20 protein-coding genes are annotated in these 18,659 nt (G+C 74.1%); 7 read left to right on the plus strand and 13 right to left on the minus strand.

The genetic code is table 11. The features are described 5' to 3' along the window. Window positions 1–10: 10 nt before the first annotated feature. Window positions 11–1,414, minus strand: a complete 1,404-nt coding sequence (gabP, locus tag Ae717Ps2_RS24020) for a GABA permease (RefSeq protein ID WP_075309960.1) — start codon at window positions 1,412–1,414, stop codon at window positions 11–13. 123 nt (window positions 1,415–1,537) lie between these two features. Between gabP and Ae717Ps2_RS24025 the strand changes: the two genes are divergently transcribed. Then, window positions 1,538–2,170 (plus strand): TenA family protein, encoded by a 633-nt coding sequence (locus Ae717Ps2_RS24025; RefSeq protein ID WP_020626639.1) that lies wholly within the window; start codon window positions 1,538–1,540, stop codon window positions 2,168–2,170. On the opposite strand, the gene Ae717Ps2_RS24030 is transcribed toward Ae717Ps2_RS24025, so the two are convergent. Next, entirely contained in the window at window positions 2,158–2,592 is a 435-nt protein-coding gene (locus Ae717Ps2_RS24030) for a hypothetical protein (RefSeq protein ID WP_075309958.1), read from the minus strand. The genes Ae717Ps2_RS24025 and Ae717Ps2_RS24030 overlap by 13 nt on opposite strands. An 83-nt stretch (window positions 2,593–2,675) precedes the next feature. Here Ae717Ps2_RS24030 and Ae717Ps2_RS24035 point away from each other — a divergent pair, with 83 nt between their 5' ends. Then, window positions 2,676–3,635, plus strand: a complete 960-nt coding sequence (locus Ae717Ps2_RS24035; protein WP_075309956.1) for an FAD-dependent oxidoreductase — start codon at window positions 2,676–2,678, stop codon at window positions 3,633–3,635. Between the two features lie 119 nt (window positions 3,636–3,754). Here Ae717Ps2_RS24035 and Ae717Ps2_RS24040 read toward each other — a convergent pair whose 3' ends face one another. After that, window positions 3,755–4,198: a VOC family protein gene (locus Ae717Ps2_RS24040; RefSeq protein WP_075333924.1), complete on the minus strand. Its 444-nt coding sequence runs from the start codon at window positions 4,196–4,198 to the stop codon at window positions 3,755–3,757. Between the two features lie 113 nt (window positions 4,199–4,311). Here Ae717Ps2_RS24040 and Ae717Ps2_RS24045 point away from each other — a divergent pair, with 113 nt between their 5' ends. The 3 genes from Ae717Ps2_RS24045 (at window position 4,312) to Ae717Ps2_RS24055 (ending at window position 6,821) form a co-directional block, all read left to right on the plus strand. Beyond that, the gene (locus Ae717Ps2_RS24045; protein WP_075333925.1) at window positions 4,312–5,298 is read left to right on the plus strand and encodes an AraC family transcriptional regulator; all 987 of its coding nucleotides are present in this window, start codon (window positions 4,312–4,314) and stop codon (window positions 5,296–5,298) included. Window positions 5,299–5,328: 30 nt separating this feature from the next. After that, on the plus strand, window positions 5,329–5,766 hold the full coding sequence (locus tag Ae717Ps2_RS24050; protein ID WP_075309950.1) for an SMI1/KNR4 family protein: 438 nt from the start codon (window positions 5,329–5,331) through the stop codon (window positions 5,764–5,766). 212 nt (window positions 5,767–5,978) lie between these two features. Next, complete coding sequence (locus Ae717Ps2_RS24055; protein WP_075329730.1) at window positions 5,979–6,821, plus strand: IS5 family transposase; 843 nt, start codon at window positions 5,979–5,981, stop codon at window positions 6,819–6,821. 57 nt (window positions 6,822–6,878) lie between these two features. Here the strand turns inward: Ae717Ps2_RS24055 and Ae717Ps2_RS24060 are convergent, their stop codons facing one another. After that, a complete protein-coding gene (locus Ae717Ps2_RS24060; protein WP_075312747.1) occupies window positions 6,879–7,268 on the minus strand; it encodes a VOC family protein in 390 nt (129 codons plus the stop codon). After that, entirely contained in the window at window positions 7,268–7,546 is a 279-nt protein-coding gene (locus Ae717Ps2_RS24065; protein WP_020621658.1) for a metalloregulator ArsR/SmtB family transcription factor, read from the minus strand. Before Ae717Ps2_RS24065 ends, Ae717Ps2_RS24060 begins: the two co-directional genes overlap by 1 nt. Window positions 7,547–7,654: 108 nt before the next feature. Here Ae717Ps2_RS24065 and Ae717Ps2_RS24070 point away from each other — a divergent pair, with 108 nt between their 5' ends. Then, the gene (locus tag Ae717Ps2_RS24070; RefSeq protein WP_139318911.1) at window positions 7,655–7,882 is read left to right on the plus strand and encodes a hypothetical protein; all 228 of its coding nucleotides are present in this window, start codon (window positions 7,655–7,657) and stop codon (window positions 7,880–7,882) included. Window positions 7,883–7,944: 62 nt separating this feature from the next. Here Ae717Ps2_RS24070 and Ae717Ps2_RS24075 read toward each other — a convergent pair whose 3' ends face one another. The 4 genes from Ae717Ps2_RS24075 to Ae717Ps2_RS24090 form a co-directional block, all read right to left on the minus strand. After that, window positions 7,945–8,133, minus strand: coding sequence for a hypothetical protein (locus tag Ae717Ps2_RS24075; protein WP_075309946.1), 189 nt, complete (start codon window positions 8,131–8,133; stop codon window positions 7,945–7,947). A 168-nt stretch (window positions 8,134–8,301) separates the two neighbouring features. Next, window positions 8,302–9,879, minus strand: coding sequence for an AMP-binding protein (locus tag Ae717Ps2_RS24080; RefSeq protein WP_075333926.1), 1,578 nt, complete (start codon window positions 9,877–9,879; stop codon window positions 8,302–8,304). A 196-nt stretch (window positions 9,880–10,075) separates the two neighbouring features. Then, complete coding sequence (locus Ae717Ps2_RS24085; protein WP_075309942.1) at window positions 10,076–11,416, minus strand: uracil-xanthine permease family protein; 1,341 nt, start codon at window positions 11,414–11,416, stop codon at window positions 10,076–10,078. Beyond that, window positions 11,413–12,531 (minus strand): aryl-sulfate sulfotransferase, encoded by a 1,119-nt coding sequence (locus Ae717Ps2_RS24090; RefSeq protein ID WP_075333927.1) that lies wholly within the window; start codon window positions 12,529–12,531, stop codon window positions 11,413–11,415. Before Ae717Ps2_RS24090 ends, Ae717Ps2_RS24085 begins: the two co-directional genes overlap by 4 nt. Window positions 12,532–12,622: 91 nt before the next feature. On the opposite strand from Ae717Ps2_RS24090, the gene Ae717Ps2_RS24095 reads away from it, so the two are divergent. Next, complete coding sequence (locus tag Ae717Ps2_RS24095) at window positions 12,623–13,201, plus strand: helix-turn-helix domain-containing protein (protein ID WP_075309938.1); 579 nt, start codon at window positions 12,623–12,625, stop codon at window positions 13,199–13,201. Between the two features lie 3 nt (window positions 13,202–13,204). Here the strand turns inward: Ae717Ps2_RS24095 and Ae717Ps2_RS24100 are convergent, their stop codons facing one another. From Ae717Ps2_RS24100 to Ae717Ps2_RS24115, 4 genes are read right to left on the minus strand one after another with little or no spacing between them, the layout of a single operon-like run. Then, on the minus strand, window positions 13,205–13,687 hold the full coding sequence (locus tag Ae717Ps2_RS24100; protein WP_020625459.1) for a YbjN domain-containing protein: 483 nt from the start codon (window positions 13,685–13,687) through the stop codon (window positions 13,205–13,207). After that, on the minus strand, window positions 13,684–14,958 hold the full coding sequence (gene mshA / locus Ae717Ps2_RS24105; protein ID WP_075309936.1) for a D-inositol-3-phosphate glycosyltransferase: 1,275 nt from the start codon (window positions 14,956–14,958) through the stop codon (window positions 13,684–13,686). The genes Ae717Ps2_RS24100 and mshA overlap by 4 nt, the downstream gene beginning before the upstream one ends. Then, window positions 14,955–17,897: a sacsin N-terminal ATP-binding-like domain-containing protein gene (locus Ae717Ps2_RS24110; RefSeq protein ID WP_369804883.1), complete on the minus strand. Its 2,943-nt coding sequence runs from the start codon at window positions 17,895–17,897 to the stop codon at window positions 14,955–14,957. The genes mshA and Ae717Ps2_RS24110 overlap by 4 nt, the downstream gene beginning before the upstream one ends. Continuing rightward, complete coding sequence (locus Ae717Ps2_RS24115; protein WP_349289818.1) at window positions 17,795–18,628, minus strand: DUF3027 domain-containing protein; 834 nt, start codon at window positions 18,626–18,628, stop codon at window positions 17,795–17,797. The genes Ae717Ps2_RS24110 and Ae717Ps2_RS24115 overlap by 103 nt, the downstream gene beginning before the upstream one ends. Window positions 18,629–18,659 lie beyond the last annotated feature (31 nt).

The raw sequence follows: 18,659 nt of genomic DNA on the forward strand, positions 1-18,659 counted from the left end.
CGCCGCGGGCTCACCGCACGGCGGCCCGCGTGTGACGCCGGGTGAGCAGCACGCCGACACCCACGACGACGGCCGCGATGAGCCCGGTCATGCCCAGTTCGAAGCGCGAGCCCTCGCGGGCGGCCATGTAGACGAGCACCACCGGGATCACGACGATCACCGCCCAGGTGAGCACCGGGTAGGCCCACATCCGCACCGGCATCGCGACGCCGTCGCGCTCCAGGACCCGGCGCATCCGCAGCTGGGACACCGCGATGACCAGGTAGACCAACAGCGCGATCGCGCCGGAGGTCGCGAGCAGGGTCGTGAAGACCTCCTCGGGGAAGGCGTAGTTCGCGATCACCGCGACGAACCCGACCAGCGTCGACCCGAGCACCGCGAACCGCGGCACACCCTGCGAGGTGGTCCGGTTGACCAGGCCAGGGGCCTGCCCGCGGCGGCCGAGCGAGAACAGCATCCGCGAGGCGGTGTACAGCGCCGAGTTCAGGCAGCTCGCGACGGCGACGAGCACCACCACGTCGACGATGAGCTTGGCCGACGGCACGTCCAGCGCCTCCAGCGCCGCCTGGTACGACCCGACCGCGGGCAGCCGCGGGTCGTTCCACGGCACGATCGCGACCACGAGCAGGATCGAGGCCAGGTAGAACACCGCGATCCGCCAGATCACCGAGCGGGTGGCCCGGCCGATCCCGCGCGCCGGGTCGCCGGACTCCGCCGCCGCGATCGTGACGATCTCGGTGCCCATGAAGCTGAACATCGTCACCAGCACCGCGGCGACCACCGCGCCCGGCCCGTTCGGCAGGAACCCGCCCTCGGACACCAGCCGGGACAGCCCCGACACCGACGAGTCGTCGCCGACGAACCCGGGCAGCAGGCCCAGCACCGCGAGCACCCCGACGACGATGAACGCGATGATCGCGACCACCTTGAGCAGGGCGAACCAGAACTCGAACTCGCCGTAGTTGGCGACGGAGAACAGGTTGGTCACCGTCAGCAGCACGGTGACGGCCAGCGCCCAGCCCCACTGCGGCACCCCGGGCAGCCACGAGTTGAGGATGAGTGCGGCGGCCGTCGCCTCGACCGGGATGACGAGGACCCAGAACCACCAGTACAGCCAGCCGACGGTGAACCCGGCCCACGGCCCGATCGCCCGGTCGGCGTAGGTGGAGAACGAGCCGGAGTCCGGCTGCGCGGCCGCCATCTCGCCGAGCATCCGCATCACCAGCACGACCAGCGTCCCGGCGAAGAGGTAGGCCAGCAGCACCGCGGGGCCCGCGGTGGCGATCGCGCTGCCGGAGCCGATGAACAACCCGGCGCCGATCACCCCGGCGATGCTGATCATGGTGACGTGCCGGTCGCGCAGCCCCGCCCTCAGCTCGCCACCGGCCTCCGGCCGGTGCGCGGTCTCCGTCATGGCGCCTCCCCCTCCTCGGTGCCACAGCCGGCGGTGGCCGGTGCGATGCGCAATGGTCACCCGGGCGTCGCCCGTTGTCACACCCCGGGGAGGTCTCCGGGGGTGACGCCTAGCCTGGGCGGCATGGGATTCAGCGCGCAGCTGCGGGAGTCGACGGCCGCGACCTGGGACGCGGCGGTGGGGCACCGGTTCGTCGAGGAGCTGTGGTCCGGCGCCCTGGACCGCGGCGTGCTCCGGCACTACCTGGAGCAGGACCTGCAGTTCGTGGACTCGTTCCTCGCGCTGCTCGGCGCCGCCGTCGCGACGGCCGACCGGCCCGGTCCGCGGGTCCGGCTGGCCCGTCAGCTCGGGCTGGTCGCGGGCCCGGAGAACGACTACTTCGAGCGCTCGCTCGGTGAGCTCGACGGGAACGCCGAACCGGAGCGGGCCGCGCCGACCGTCGGGTTCGTCGACCTGATGGGCGAGGCCCGCGACGCCGGGTACGCCGAGACCCTGGCGGTGCTGGTCGTCGCCGAGTGGCTGTACCTGGACTGGGCGACCCGGCCGGGCGCGGCCACCCCCGACGACCGGATCTCCCGCGAGTGGATCGAGCTGCACCGCGGTGTCGAGTTCGAGGAGTGGGTCGCGTTCCTGCGCGACGAGCTCGACCGTGCCGCCGACCGGCTCGACCCCGCCCACCGCGAGCGGGTCGCGGCGCTGTTCGTGCGCGCGGTCGACCTGGAACTGGCGTTCTTCGACGCCGCCTACGCCGGCTGAACGCGGACGACGGCCTTCACGATCTGCGCCCTGGCGACGACGACGCCGGCGCAGACGGCGGTCACCGAGGTGAACGCGGACCGGCCGGTGCGCCGGTCGAGCGTTCCGCGGAACGCGACCTCCCCGCCCCGCGGGGCCTGAGCGGGCAGCGTGACCGCGGTGGACACCGACACCGCGTGCTCGGCCTCGGTGAGGTGCGGCAGGACGGCGAGCAACGCCCCCACCTCCAGCCCGACGGCCAGCGCACCGGCGTGCGCACCGCCCGCGCCGCCGTCGGCGAGCTCACCGATCTCGAACGCGACCCCGGCAGCCGGGTCGGCGTCGTCGACCGGCCGGGCGCCGAGCGCGGCCTGCAGCGGGACGGCGAGGACGAGTGCGACCCGGTGGGCCAGGGCCGGGCCGGTCAGCAGCGGTGCGGTCACCGGTCCGAGTCTGCGCGCCGGGGGTGATCGGGCGTCGACGTCCGGATGACGATCCGGGGAGAGCGGCTGCGAGGATCGCCGGCATGGGAGGCAACCGACGGGCCGTGGTGGTCGGCGCCGGGATCGCGGGCCTGAGCTGCGCGCTCCGGCTCCGGGAGCGGGGCTGGTCGGTCCGGGTGCTGGCCGACGTGCCGGTGGAGGCGTCGACGTCGCACCTGGCCGCGGCCGTGTGGTTCCCGACCCGGGCCGGGCCGCGGGACAAGGTCCTCGACTGGGGACGGCGCACCTTCGCCGAGCTGGCCCGTCAGGCGGCCGACGGCGTCCCCGGCGTCGTGATGCGGGAGTCGCTGACCCTCTACCGGGCGGAGCCGGAGCCGCAGTGGTGGGCCGACGCCGTCGGCGAGGTCCGGCCGGCCCGGCCCGACGAGCTGCCGCCCGGCTACGCCCACGGCCTGCGCTTCGCGGTGCCACTGGTCGAGATGCCGGTGCACCTGCCATGGCTGGCCGCCGAGGCGGGGCGGCGCGGGATCGCCCTGGAACGCCGGCGCGTCACCGCGCTCGACGAGGCCGGGCGGGACGCCGACCTCGTCGTGCACTGTTCCGGGCTGGGCGCGCGCACCCTGGTCGGCGACACCACGGTGACCCCGGTGCGCGGGCAGATCGTGCGCGTCACCAACCCCGGGCTGACGATGTCGGTCCGCGACGAGATGCACCCCGGCGGCCGCGCGTACGTGCACCCCCGCGCGCACGACTGCGTCCTCGGCGGCACGCTCGACGACGGCGTCTGGGACGCGACACCCGACCCGGCCGCCGGCGAGGCGATCCTGCGGCGCTGCCGCGACATCGTCCCGGCCCTGCGCGACGCCGAGGTCCTGGAGCATCTCGCGGGCCTGCGCCCGGCCCGCCCCGAGGTGCGGCTGGAGGCCGAGCCCGCCACCGCGACCCGCCCGCGGGTGATCCACGACTACGGGCACGGCGGCTCCGGCATCACCCTGTCCTGGGGCTGCGCCGACGACGTCGCGGATCTCGCCGACGCCGCCTGACCCCGGTCCGGACGTCCGCGGACGCCCGCTCGAGGCGGACGACCCGCCGTCGACGGGCAGGCCGCGGCGAACCGGCACGGAACCGGCGCCCGAGCCCGCCGGGTGATGATCGGGGGCCCTCACACGATGCAGAAGTCGTTGCCCTCCGGGTCGGCCATCCACAGGTGGTCCACATGGGGAGAACCTGGGGACAGGTGCTCCTCGACGACCCGCGCGCCCAGCGCACAGAGCCGCCTCGCCTCCGCGCCCAGCCGCTCGCCGCGCAGCTCGTCCGGCAGGTGCCGGCCCCCGGAGACCTGCAGGTCCAGGTGCAGTCGGTTCTTCACCGTGCGGGGCTCGTCGACCCGCAGGAACGAGATCCGCGGGCCCGCGCCCTCCAGGTCGCTGATCGCGGCGACGTCGCCCCACTCGTCGGCGGGCACCTCGTGGTGGGCCAGCCACGCCTCCCAGGTCGCGAACCCGGTCGGTGGCGGGGCGGGGGCGTAGCCGAGCGCAGCGCTCCAGAACTCCGCGAGCAGGTGTGCGTCGGCACAGTCGACGGTGATCGTCCAGGGAGTCGCCATGGGTGGAGGCTACGGCCGGACCCCGACGGTTCCGCGGCCGCGCGAGTCGCGCCGATGCCCGGTCACGGGGTAGCTTTCCGCTTCCGATCACCCGGTGCACCGGTGGAGGGCGAGTGAACGGTCAGCCTCCCGGCAACGGGGTGCGACGCCTGAGCTTCCGCATGGAGTCGGCGGCCGACGTCGAACGGTTCGTCGCGGAGTTCTACGGGGGCGCGGTGGTGCTGCCGGCGGGCGACGGCCGCGACTTCGAGGTGGGGAACGAGACCGTCGCCGCCCCGGGGTTCTCACTGAGCGACCTGTGGGTCACCGCCGAGATCGACGCGATGGTCGACCCGGTCGAGAACGAGTTCGTCGTCGATCTGGTGCAGGGCGGACGCATGCGCCTGGACACCGAGGCGTACGGCACCGTGCTGCTGCAGCCCGGTGACGTCGGGGTGCTCCCGCCCGAGGGCCGTTTCCGCGACCTCGCCGAGGACATCGACCTCGACGTCGTGGGCCTCGACCCGGCGGCCCTGGCCCGCTGGGCGGGGCAGGTGCACGGCGTCGCGACCGACCGGGTGCGGCTGACCGGGATCACCCCGCTGAGTGAGGAACACGCGCGCCGCTGGGCCGCCACCGTGGTGCACGTGCGGGACCGGGTGCTCGGCAACCCGATGCTGCTGGACGGGTCCGTCGCGCTGGACGAGGCGTTCGGACTGCTGGCGTCCCGGTTCCTGGAGACGTTCCCGAACACCGTGCTCGACGAGGTCACCCGCCGCGGGCCGGCCCGCACCCCGGCGCTGCCCGCCCGCCTGGTCCGCCGCGTCACCGAGCACCTGCGCGCGCACGCGCACCGTCCCGTCGACCCGACGGAGCTGGCCCGGCTGACCGGGGCCCCGGCCCGGACCGTGCTGGCCGGGCTGCGCCGGGCCGGGACCGACCCGGCCACCGTGCTGTGGCGCGCCCGGCTCCACGGCGTGCGCGACGACCTGCGCGCGACGGGCGACGCGACGGCGGTGGAGCGCATCGCGGGCCGGTGGGGCTTCGTCCGGCCCGGCGGGTTCCGGGTGGCATACACCCGCGCCTTCGGCGAGACCCCGGAGGAGACCGCGGGCCGCTGACCCGCCCCGTCGCACCGGTACGGTCGCCGGGTGTGGATCGAGCTGGCGCAGCGGCTGTTCGACGTCGTCGAGCCTGCCCGGCCGGCCTCCCCGGACGACGTTGATGCCATCGGCACCGAGCTGGGCCACGAGGTGCCCCCGGACCTGCGGGCACTGCTCCTCGAGACCGACGGACTGCACGGCCGCCACGGCGCCGCCCTGGTCCATCCGGCCCGTCGGATCGTCGACGACAACCTGGCCCTGCGCCGCGACCCCGGCCTCGCCGAACTCTACCTGCCCTTCGACCAGCTGATCTTCTTCGCCGACAACGGCGGGGGCGACCTGTTCGGCTTCCCGGCACTGCCGAACCGCCCGGAGGTGGTCGTGTGGGACCACGAGACCGACTCGCGCCACCGGGTCGCCGGATCGCTGCGGGACTACCTCACCCGTCGGGCGGGCGGCGACGGCGACGACTGGTACCGCCGCTGACCCACCACCCCTCGGAGAAGTGGTCACCCGCCGCCCCGACCGCCCGGACGACGTCGATCAGTACATGAGCGCTGTCCGGGCAGCCCTCGACAGCACTAAGAGGTCGCGCGGATTGATCACAGCTGGGTCGCGGCCGGGTGTCGATGGTGAGGGGCGGGCACGGGCCTGTCGATCATGAAGTTGTTGACTCTTCGTGATCGTCTGGAGGCCGCGTGCCCGCCCTGCCATCATGGTTGACCGAGCCGTTGTGGGACCAGTTCGCCGCGCTGCTGCCGCCCCGGGTCGAGTTCGATCCCACTCATCCGTGGGGCTGTCACCGCCGCCGGATCGCGGATCGGGTCGTGTTCGACAAGCTCCTGCAGGTGCTGCGGTTCGGCTGCCCGTATCAGGGCGTCTCCGACAGCACCTGCTCGGCGACCACCATCCGCGATCGCCGTGACGAGTGGATCCGGCTCGGGGTCTTCGCCCAGCTACGCCGGATCGCCCTGGACGCCTACGACCGCATCGTCGGCCTGTTGCTTGACGACGTTGCCGTCGACGGCGCCATCACCAAGGCCCCCGGCGGCGGTGAGGTCGCCGGACCGTCACCGGTTGACCGGCGTAAACAGGGCATGAAGCGATCGGTGCTCGTCGAGGGCCATGGCATCCCACTGGGCCGGGTCCTGGCCGGGGCACACCGCCACGACTCCCCGCTACTGGGCCCCACTCTCGACCACCTCGACGCTCTCGGCCCGCTGCCCGACGACATCACCGTGCACCTCGACGCCGGCTATGACTCCGGTAAGACCCGCGACACACTCACCGAACGGGGCCTGCACAGCGAGATCGCGCGCAAGGGCGAGAAAGCACCGATCCAGGCCACCCAACGCTGGCACATCGAGCGCACCAACGCCTGGCACAACAGCTTCAACCGGCTGCAGCGCTGCTACGAACGCCGCGAAACCGTCGTCGACGCGTTCTTCGACCTCGCCGACACCATCATCACACTCCGTAGCCTGATCCGGCAGGCCTGGACCACGCACCGCTGGGACAGCCGACCACACCGCCGCCCATGATCATCCATCAATCCGCGCGACCTCTAAGGTACTTCTCGACGTGCCGGATCACGGCCGTCAGTAGGAGAACAACTGGATCAGGTTCCCGCAGGTGTCGTCCACGACCGCGATCGTCACCTCACCGGCGGGAGTAGGTCGTTGGACGACGGTCGTGGCGTGCTCCGAGACGAGCCGGTCCACCTCGGTCTGCACGTCGTCGACCTCGAAGGCCGCCAGCGGGATGCCGTCCTCGACCAGCGCCGTCTTGTAGGTCTTCACGGCCGGGTGCACATCGGGCTCGAGCAGCAGCTGCGGCCCCTCCGGGTCACCGGGGGCGGTGACGGTGAGCCAGCGATGCTCCCCGATCGGAATGTCGTGCTTGATCTCAAATCCCATCACATCGCAGTAGAACCGCTTCGCCTGGTCTTGGTCGTCGACATAGACATTGCAGTAGGACACCTTCGCCATCACGTCGCTCCTGGAGGCTCTGGCCAACGCTGCGCTATCTCACGCAGCGGGCGGGTATCGATGTCGTGGAACTTGTAGCGGCCCTGCCGTCGGACGGTGACCAGTCCGGCGTCCTCCAGAACTGCGAGATGCTGGGAGACGGCCTGCCGGGTCGGAGAAAAGCCCCGTTCGAGTAGCGCGCCACAGAGCGCGAACAACGTCTGTCCATCGGTCGCCGTGAGTGCATCGAGCAGCGCGCGCCGAGTGGGATCGGCGAGAGCCCGGTAGATGTCACCCACGTCCGGGACTATAGGCAAGTAGCAACTTGCCTGTCTAGAGCGGCGGCGGGCCATGCCCGGCGACTCCACCCACGTCGAGCACGGCGGCGGCGTCCTATCGTGGCGGCGGTGCCCGACCTGCAGCCCAAGCTGTACTACGGCCAGCCCGGCTACGCCCGTGGCGGCCCGGTCCTGGTGTTCTTCCGGAACGACGAGGGTCTGATCTCGTTCGCATTCACCGAGAAGGCGGCGTTCTCGACGTCGTCGCCGCTGGTCGGGTCGGGGTGGTTCGTGAACGGGATCTCCGCCGACGCGGAGAAGACGATTACCGCGATCGTGCAGGAGGCGACCGCCTGAGCCGGTCGGGAGCGCGCCGCACAGGCACGGCCGGATCTCAGGAGCGCCGGATCGGTGAAGCGCTACTCGATGTCGGCCCAGACGACGAAACCGCTCGTGCCGAAGACGACGTTGATGCGGTCGAACCGGCAGTCGTCCTCCCGCCACGCGTCCCGGGTGACGTCGCGGAACGCCCACCCGAGCGCCCCGGCCCACGCCCGTGCCTCACGAGGCGTGAGCCCCAGGAACTCGTCCGCGGTGTGCGTGGCCACCGTGAGAGTGTGGAGCGCGAGCGGCGGAACGGCCAGCGGTTTCGTCCGTCCACACCAGACTGCACCGTTCTGGACACCCCCGGGGCGCCCCGCACCGCCACAGACGACGGGACGGCGCCGTCCCCGCGTCCCCGCAGGTGACAACGCCGTCCCGGCCGTTCAGAAGGGTCAGGCCTGCTCGGTCTCCCGAGCCCGCAGGTCCTTCCGCAGGATCTTCCCCGCGGCCGACTTCGGGATCTGGTCGATGAACTCGACCACGCGCACCTTCTTGTGCGGCGCGACCCTCTCCGCGACGAAGGTCATGACCTCGTCCTCGGTCAGGTCCCCACCCGAGGACTGCTTCACCACGAACGCCTTCGGGACCTCCTCGCCGTCGGCGTCCTTGACCCCGATGACCGCGGTGTCGGCGATCTTGTCGTGGGTCAGCAGCAGCGCCTCCAGCTCGGCGGGCGGCACCTGGTAGCCCTTGTACTTGATGAGCTCCTTGACCCGGTCGACGATCGAGTAGACGCCCTCGTCGTCGACGACGGCGATGTCGCCGGTGTGCAGGTAGCCGTCGGCGTCCTTGGTGGCGTCGGTCGCGGAGTCGTTGTTGAGGTACCCGACCATCACGTTCGGGCCCTTCACCCACAGCTCGCCGCGCTCGCCGACACCGACCTCCTCGCCGGACTCCGGGTCGACCAGCTTGCACTCGATGTTCGGCAGCGCGAAACCGGACGAGTTCAGGTCGAGGTCGCCGCGGTCGTCGGGCATGCAGTGGCTGACCGGGGACAGCTCGGTCATGCCGTAGCCCTGCAGCACGGTGCAGTTCAGCCGCTTGGCGACGGCGCGGCCGAGCTCGCCGTCCAGCGGGGCGGCACCGGAGAAGATCGTCTTCACGCAGGACAGGTCGAACTTCTCGACGATCGGGTGCTTGGCCAGCGCGACGGCGACCGGCGGGGCGATGTAGAGCCGGTCGACCTGCAGGTCCTGGGTGATGGTCAGGAACTGTTCGAGGTCGAACTTCGGCATGGTGACGACGGTGGCGCGCGCGTGCAGCCCCTGGTTCATCATCACGGTCATGCCGTAGATGTGGAAGAACGGCAGGAACGCCATGATCTTGGTCTCGCTGGTCACGTTGCCCATGACCTGGATCTGGAGCAGGTTCGCCACCAGGTTGCGGTGGGTCAGCACCACGCCCTTGGCCAGGCCGGTGGTGCCGGAGGAGTAGGGCAGCACCGCGGTGTCGGTCGCGGAGGTCGTCAGCTCGGGCGCCGGGGCGCCGGAGCTCACGAGGTCGCGCAGCGAGTCGTGGCCCTCGGTGGCGTCGATGGTGAGGACGACGTCCTCGGACAGCCCGGCCTCCTTCGCCCCCACCACGGCGCGGTCGAGGAACGGCGAGACGGTGATCACCATCTTCGCGCCAGAGTCCTTGAGCTGGTGGGCCAGCTCGCCGCCGGTGTACATCGAGTTCGCGCTGGTCACGATCCCGTTGGCACGCAGGATGCCGTGGAACAGTGCCGCCCACTGCGGCAGGTTGGGCGCGAACAGCGCGACGACGTCGCCCTTCCCGATGCCGCGGGCGGCGAGCCCACCGGCGATCTTCTCGACCAGGCCGTGGAACTCGGTGTAGGTCAGCTGGTCGCCGGTGGTGCCGTCGACGATCGCCGGCGCATCCGCCCGGTCGCCGAAGCCGTCGGCGAACAAGAACTCGGTGAGCGAGACGTCGGGGATCTCGACGTCCGGGTACGGGCTGCGCAACGACAAGGGTCGCTCCTTCGCGAGGTCCTACGGAACAGAGGCGACGCCGATCATCGCCCATGAGGGGCGGCCGTGCCAGGACCGCACCGCGGGACCGGCCGGGGCGGTCCGGTCCCGCGGAACGGGCCGGGACCGCTGCCGGACCGGAAGGCCGGTGGCGAGGTGCCGTGCGGGGCCCCGTCGGGCCGGGTGACCCCGCCGCTCACCCCTCCGGTCGTGGCTCCGTCCGTGGCTCCGCCTGCGCCTCCGGCCGCGTCTCCGGCCGTGGCTCCGTGCGACGCAGCAGGTGGTGGGCCAGGGCTCCGACCAGCGCGGCCATCGTCACGCCGCTGCCCAGGACGAGCCGCAGCGTGACCGGGAGCGCCTGGTAGACCGTCGGCATCAGGACCGGCAGCAGCCCGGCCGCCAGCGCGAGCGTCGCCGTCATCAGCGCCCGGTCGTCGCCGAGCCCGCTCCGGGCGACCATGCCGACGCCGAGCGCGGCGACCATCGCGAAGACCACCACACCCGCGGCGCCGACCACCGCGCTCGGCACGGCCGCGACCCAGCGGGCGACCGGGGCACACACGGACAGCACCACGAGCAGCACGGCCGTGCCGACGGTGACGTACCGGCTGCGCACCCGCGACAGCCGGACGATGCCGATGTTCTCGCCGCTGGTGACCATCAGCGGTCCTCCGAGGAGCCCGGCGAGCACCGAGGTGACCCCGTCGCCCCGCACGGTCCGGGTGACGTCGTGCCGGCCCACCGGCCGGTCCACCGCCTCGGCGGTGAGCACCGTCTGTCCGGCCGCCTCGGCCATCGCGCCGATCGAGAACAACAGCAGCGGCACCATCGCGGGCAGCAGGAGCTCCGGCGCGCCGAACGGGAACGGCTCGGGCAGCGCCAGCAGCGGACCGGGCGCCGGCGGGGTGATCCGCCCCGCGACCGCGGCCACCACGGCCCCGGCGAGGATGCCGAGCAGGACCGCGAGCCGGCTCAGGCCACCGGGCAAGACCCGATGGGCGACGACGATCGTGCCCACCGTGACCGCGACCAGCGCGAGCGCCCACGGCGACGGCCCCGTCGGGGTGTCCGACACGAGCCCAGCGTTGATCTTCACCAGGTTGACGCCGACGACGACGATCATCGTCCCCAGCACCACCGGCGGGAAGAACCGCATGAGCCGGGTGAACACCGGCGCCAGCACGACGACGGCCAGCCCGGTGACCACGACCGCGCCACTCGCCGCGGCCGGTCCCGCTTCCCGCGCGATCTGCGCGAACAGGGCCACCGCCGCCCCACCGGGCAGCATCACGAAGGGCAGCCGGGCCCCGATCCCGAACGGACCGATGGACTGCAGTGCCGTGCCGATCCCCGACACCAGCAGCAGCGCGGCGAGCAACCGGGCCCCGGCGGCGGCGTCGAGCTCCAGCGCGGCGGACAGCAGGAAGGCCGACGAGACCGGCCCGGCCACCATCACCAGCAGGTGCTGCACGGACAGCGGCGCCAGCACCCGCAGCGGCACCCGCTGCCCGGTCGGGTCGACCGTCGGCGCGCTCACCGGTCCAGCCAGGGCAGCTCGTCGGGGGCGTACCGGTAGGCCCGGAACAACGCGTTCGACGGCCCGGGGAAGTTCCGCCGGACCCGTTCGTCGGCGTAGGTGCCGATCTCGGGGAGCACGTACTCCCAGCAGACCCGGCCCTCCCCCGTCACCTCGAACAGCCTGCCGAACCCGGACTCGGTGATCAGGGTGTTGCCGCCCGGCAGCCGCTGGACGGCTCCCATGAACGGGGTGAAGAACGCCTCGGGCTGCGGGTCCCGCCAGCTCCACACGACCTCGTGCAGCTCGGGGTCCAGCTCGACCACCCTGCTGAAGGGGACGCTCTCCCCCGGCCGGAACACGCCATTGTCGAAGACCAGGACGTTGCCGTCCGGGAGCTCCTGGGCGTGGTGCTGCTGGGACACCGTCCCGGGCGCCGACCGGCGCAGGACCTTCCCGCTGGCCCGGTCGATCACGATCACCGCGGAGACCGACCGCAGGCTGGCGAGCACGGTGCCGTCGGCCATCGGCACGACGCTGTTGATCAAGGGCCAGTGCTCGCGCGGGTAGTGCGCCCCGAGCGGGTACTCGTCGGGGTCGAGGTGCTCGGCGGCGTGCCAGCGCCACGTCTCGGTCCCGTCGGCGTCGACCTCGGTGATCACGTCGGCGTACACCGCGCCCGCGTGCTCGGTGCCGGGGACGCCCCCGCGGACCGCCGCCGAGGCGGCCGGCCCGAGCTCCTCCAGCACCGTGTAGAGCACGCGGCCGTCGCCGAGGTGGTGCGCGTCGTGGTGGGCGAGCGGGTCGCGGTGCTCGCGCACGACGGTGCCGTCGGGGGCGAGCTCGGCCATCACCCCGCCGCGGTACTTCTCCCAGAACGGGAAGAGCTCCGGGCCGTCGGGATGCACACCGTTGTACGCCAGGTTCCCGTTCGGGAGGATCCGCGCGTGTCTGCCCGCCCGCCACGGTGGCCGCCACTCGTGAACGACGGTGCCCGCCATGTCCACCAGCCGCACCAGGCCGGTCTCCGCGCCACCCGCCGCCAGCGGCGTGTACAGGGTGTACCCGGGGAACGCGTGCTCCGGGTCGTGCTCGATCAGTCCGGTGCGCCGCCGTGCCAGCGTCCGCTGGTCCATGAGAACCTCCATCAGGGATCAAACTTTTGACATCAAAAGTTTGATCCAGTCCGAGCCGGGAGACCAGGCCCGTGTGTGAAAGGTGTGTGACATGTCAGGGCCTCAGGTGGGCGCCGTCGTCCGCGCGCTGCGCAGGGAGCGCCGTGCCACCCTCGCCGACGTGGCCGCGGCCAGCGGCCTGTCCGTCCCCTTCCTGTCCCAGGTGGAGAACGGCAGGGCCGCGCCCAGCATGCGGTCGCTGCAGGCACTGGCCGCGGCCCTGGACACCACCGCCGTCGCGCTGCTCTCGGCCGCGGAGGAGGCGGGCCGGGTCGACGTCGTCGCACCGGAGGACAACGCCATCGCCGACGGGGCGGGCCGGGTCCGCACCCTCGTCCGCGGGGATCGGCACCTGCACGCGCTGGAGTTCACCGGCAGCACGGGCCGCGCCGGGGACTCCTTCCGCCACCCGCACGACGAGCTGCTCTACGTCGTGCGCGGGACCGCGCGGGTCTGGGCCGGCGACGAGGAGTTCGAGCTCGCCGCGGGCGCCGCGTTGTACTGCTCCGCCGGTGTGGACCACCGCTGGACCGCCCTGACCGATGAGACCACCGTGCTGCTCGTGGGCATCAACGATCGGGCCAGGGTGTCGCTGCCGGCCGGCCCGCCGCGGGCGACGGACCGCCCGTGAGGGTCAGTCGTCGAACAGGTGCTCGAACGCCGTGAGGTTCGCCGTGGACTCGCCGTGTTCGGTACGCCAGGCGTACTCGCGGCGGATGGAGGAGGCGAAGCCCAGCTCCAGGAAGGTGTTGAAGTCGCCGTCGGCGGCCTCCAGCACCGATCCGAGGACGCGGTCGAGCTCGTCCGCGGTGACGGCGTGCCGCGCCAGCCGCCCGACGAGGTGGATGTCCCCGACCCGGTCCAGGCAGTAGTGCACGCCGTAGAGCTTGGCGTTGCGCAGCAGCATGAACCGGTAGACGCCCTCGTGGTTCTCGTCGGGCCTGCGGCACACGAACGCCTGCACCGCGAGGGTCTGTTCGCGCAGGATCAGCCAGGTCTGGGTCTGGAGCCGGGCCTCGCCGGGGAGGGTGACCAGCCACTGCCCTGGTCCACGGTGGACGTACTCGGCCCCGGAGTCGGCGAGCGCGGCCCCGATCCGCTGCTCCAGCTCGCTCATGCGTCCCCCCGTCGCCGCGCCGCGAACTCGGTGCGGGCCTCGTCGTAGGCGCCCAGCAGGGCGTCGGTCGTCCGGTCCCAGGAGAAGCGGTGCGCGTGCGTCGCCGCGGTCCGCCCCATCTGCTCGCGACGGCCCGGGTCGAGCGCGAGCTCGCCCAGCGCGTCGGCCCAGTCGGAGATGTCGTGCCCGGTGACGAGCAGCCCGGACCGGCCCTCGGCGACGGCGACCGGCAGCCCGCCCACCCGGGTCGCCACCACCGGCGTCCCGCAGGCCTGGGCCTCCAGCGCGACCAGCCCGAACGACTCGTTGTGGCTCGGGACGGCGACGACGTCGGCCGCCCGGTAGACCGTCACCAGCTCGTCGCCGGCCCGCGGCGGCAGGAACCGGACCAGATCGGTGATCCCCAGCTCGGCGGCCAGCTCGTGCAGCGAGGTCGGCTCGGCCAGCCCGGACCCCGACGGCCCGCCCGCGACGAGCACGACGAGGCGTTCACGCAGCCCCGGTACCCGCGCGACCAGCTCGGCGGCGGCGCGCAACAGCACGTCGGGGGCCTTCAGGCGCTGGATGCGCCCGACGAACGCCAGCACCACGGCCCCGGCCGGGAGTCCCAGCTCGGCGCGGGCCGCGGCCCGGTCGCCGGGCCGGAAACGGTCGGTGTCCACCCCCGGCGGGATGGTGACGGTGCGGTGGGGGTCGGCGTCGTAGAGGTCGAGCAGCTGCTTGGACTCGATCTCGGTGTTCGCCACCAGCCGGTCCGCCTCCGCGACGACCTGGTCCTCGCCGATCACCCGGACCCGCGGCTCGGGGGTGTCCCCGGCGGCGAGCGCGGCGTTCTTGACCTTGGCCAGGGTGTGCGCGGAGTGCACCAGCGGCACCCCCCAGCGGTCCCGGGCCAGCCACCCGACCTGGCCGGACAGCCAGTAGTGGGAGTGCACGACGTCGTACCAGCCCGGGTCGTGGCGGGCCTCTGCCCGCAGCACCCCGGCGGTGAACGCGCACAGCTGGCTCGGCAGGTCGTCCTTGCCGAGCCCCTCGAAGGGGCCCGCGGCGACGAACCGGACCGTCGCGCCCGGCTCCAGCTCGACCGTCGACGGCTGCTCCGACGACGTGGCGCGGGTGAAGATCTCCGCCTCGACGCCGCGGCGGGCCATCCGGATCGCCGTCTGTGCGACGTAGACGTTCATCCCGCCGGCGTCGCCGGTGCCGGGCTGCTCGGTCGGGGAGGTGTGCACCGACAGCACCGCGACACGTCGGGGCAGTCGTTCACTCACCCGAGCATCCTGACACGGCGCCGGAGCGCCAGCGCAGCCACCAGCGCCCGCAGCGGGTCGGCGGCGTGCCAGTCGTCGCCGCGGCCGGGCCACGCCGGGACGGTCACCGTCCCGCCGTCGTGGAGGTCGACGACCAGCTCCTCGTGCCGGTGCAGCCGCCCCGGGGGCGCGGGTTCCCCCAGCGCGGCCAGCGCCGCGGCGACCTCGGGGTCGGCCGTCCACGGGCCGGAGGTGCCGGTGCCGCGGGCCGTCCCGGCGACCCGGTCCGAGGCCAGCGGCACGTCGAGCAGCTCCGCGAGCGCGGCCGGATCGGGCCCGCCGGGGACCGCGGGCACCGCGTCCAGCGCGGGCAGCACCCAGGGCGCGTCGAGGACGACGGCGCGGTCGGTCGGCGCGACCTGCCCGGTCACCGTGCGGACCCGGTCCGGCGGGTCGACGTCGTCGAGGTCCACCCGCCCGTCGGCGACGGCCGCGGCGAGCGCGGCGTAGGCGGCCGCGGCGACCTCCCCGCTCACCGTGCGGGCCGGGTCGGCCAGCCGGTCGAGCAGTTCGACGACCTCGTCCGGCCCGTCGACGACGACCCGGTCCCGGACCCCGACCGCGGTGAGCACCGCGTCGTCGACGCCGGGCAGGGCCGCGACCTCGTCGTAGAGCCCGGCCAGGCCGGTCGCCGAGCGCAGCCGCCACGTGCTGGGGAGCCGGCCGTCGAGGCGGACGTGGCGCGACAGCCACCAGGCGGTGTAGCCGGTGAGCAGCGCAGCCCGGGTGTCGCGGTCGGCGGCGAGCAGGGCCAGCGCCGCGGGCCAGCGGTCGTCGGCGACGAGGTCGAGGTCGCGCACGGCGGGCGGGGTGTCACCGTCGTCGGGGTAGTGCTCGCCGTCGTGCAGTACGTCGGGGTCGAACGGGACGACCGTGAACCGGTCCAGCACGCCCGCGGCGACCAGGGCGTCGCGGGACACGTCGGCCCACTCCGGCCCCAGCACGCCGACCGGGGCGTCCGGGTCGAGCAGGTCCCGGACGGCGGCGTCGGGCAGGACGAGCTCGTCGGCGCGGGCGGGGCGGCCGTCGTCGTCGGTGAGCGCCAGGGACCCGAACCGGGGGTCCGGCGCGGCGGCGGGGGTGTCGAGCAGAGCGAGGACGGCACGGGCCGCCGCGGTGGTGTCCAGGCCGGCCTCGGCGTCGTCGACGGACCGCTCGACGGCCGCGTGCAGGGCTGGGGCGTCGAGCAGGGTGTCGCGGTCGGCGTCGGCGGCACCGAGACGGCGCAGCAGCGGGTGGACGGCGTCGGGGTGGGCGATCCGCAGCTCGGGGAGCGCCGTCACGGCGGCCGGGGCGTCGCCGTCGGGGAGCAGCACCGAGGCGGGCCCGGGCACCAGACGACCGTCGACGAGCGGGACGGGCAGCGCGCCCAGCTCGGCCGCCAGCCCCGGGACGGTGTCGACGGCCGGGGCGAGGGCCGCGTACAGCTCCCGCCACCAGCCGGGAGCCGCTTCGACGCCGGTCAGCCGCTCGGCCAGCGCGGCCGCGCCGATCCGGTCCACGCCGAGCGCGGCGGGCGGGACGACCCCGGACGCGACGAGCCGGGAGAACGCCGGGTCGCACGCGGCGAGCAGCTCCGCCACGCCGTCGCCCGGGACGTCGAGCCACTCCGCCCGACTCGGCGCGAACAGTCCCGCGTCGTCCTCCCCCACCCCCGGTGCGGTGCCGGTGGGGGATGCGGCGGCGGGGAGCCACGGGGTGTGGGTGAGGGTGGTGAGGAGGGCGTCGCGGAGTCGGCCGTCGAGCGGCGAGCGCGGGAAGCCCGGCTCCGGCACCAGCCCGGCGCGCTCGGCGGGGTCGACCCGCCGGACGAGGTCGGCGTAGGCGGCCGCCGCGGCGTCGACCAGCACGTCGACGGCCGGGTCGTCGGCACGGATCCGGCGGCGGTCCGGGTCGAGCGGGAACGGCGCGATCAGCCGGGCGGGCAGCGACAGCTGCTCGGCGCTGCGGGTGGGGGCGTGCAGGACCTCGCCGTCGTCGGGTCCGTACGGGGCGGGCCGGTCGCCGCGCAGTCGCAGCGCCCAGCGGACGCCCGCGTCCCCGGTGACCAGCAGGTACCCGGTGTCCCCGACCCGCACCCGGCCGTCGCCGAGGTCGGTGCGGGCGACGGTCACCGGGCCCGCGGTCACCGACTCCAGCCCCGGGAGCGCCAGCAGCAGGTCACCGGCGGTGCGGGCGAGTTCGTCGAGCAGGTCGCGCGGGTCGATGCCGGGTACCGGACGCAGCCGGACCTCGGTGGCGAACCCGGGCGGCGGCGGCTCCTCCTCCGGCGCGGGCCAGGCCAGCCGCAGCACCGGCACCCGGGCGTCGCGGGCCAGCTCGGCGGCCGCCTCACCGCCCAGTGCGGCCACCTCGACCGCGGTCCGGGCGGCGGAGAACGCGACGCCGCCCGCGGCGGTCACCAGGCGCGGCGCGGTGCAGACGGCGAGGACCGCGGCGAACCCGACGCCGAAGCGGCCGGTGGTGCCGGCGGTGTCCCGCTTGGCCGAGGCCCGCAGCGCGGCGAGCGCGGCGACCCCGGCGGCGTCGAGCGGGGCCCCGGTGTTGGCGACGCGCAGCTCACCGTCCACCACGACCGCCCGGACCCGGCCGGGCAGGTCCGCGGCGAGCGCGGCGTCGGCGGCGTTCTGGAGCAGCTCGGCGACCCAGGTGTCGGCGTAGCCACCGCGGCGCAGGTCGTCCTCGGCGTTGACGTCCTCCCGGAACCGGGTCGGCGACGACGACCAGGCCGTCAGGACCCCGTCCCGCAGCGCCGCCGTGCCGAACGGGTCGGTGCCGCCCGCGACGCCGGTGGAGCTCAGGACCCGACCGGCTCGAGGTCGACGCCGTCGTCGTAGACCAGCGCCGAGACGTGGACCGGGGAGCCGGACGGCTCGGTGACCGAGGAGTGCGCGCCACAGCCGAACTCGACGGCGACGACCTGGGCGTCGGCCGGGGAGGAGCCGTTCGCGCAGACCCCGAACACGCCGTGCAGCGACCCGGCGAGCGGCACCAGGAACCCGCAGGTCCCGCAGGACGCGGGCGCGGACCGGGCGAGGTCGGCGCCCGGGCCGCGCTCCCCGTCCTGCCAGCGTTCGGCGGCGGCGATGCGGCCCTCGTAGGACAGCACCCGTTCGCGGCCGAGCCCGACCTCGCGGGCGAGCGCGTCGACGGCCGGGTCCCCGGAGTCGACGTAGCCCGGCACCAGGCGCGGGTCGTCGGCCGGGGTGGGCAGCAGGTCACCGGGCTTGAGGTCGCCGGGACGCACGCGCTGGTCCCACGGCACCCAGTCGGGGGCGACGAGCGCGGTCGAGCCGGGCAGCAGCACCGACTCCGAGACCGTCACCGGCCCGTCGTCGGCCGCGGCGGCGACGGTGACCGCCCAGCGCCAGCCGCGGTAGCCGGGCAGGTGCGCGGCGAAGGAGTGGGTGACCGAGCCGTCGTCCTCGACGGTCGTGCCCAGGTGCGCGCCGACGGCGGCCACGGCCGCGTCGGCCCCCAGCTCGTCGGCCGCCTCCTCGACGGCCGCGGCCCGCGCCTCGTCCACCGCGTCGAACAGGTGCGACGGCGCGGGAGTCACCCTGGGCTGCGGCGTCTCCGCCCGCTCGTCACCGCAGTCGCCGACCTCGACACCCACCTCACCAGTGCTCACCTCACCAGTGTGCCACCCGCGCCCGGGCATC

It is taken from the genome of Pseudonocardia sp. Ae717_Ps2 (genome assembly GCF_001932475.1).
Classification (GTDB): domain Bacteria; phylum Actinomycetota; class Actinomycetes; order Mycobacteriales; family Pseudonocardiaceae; genus Pseudonocardia.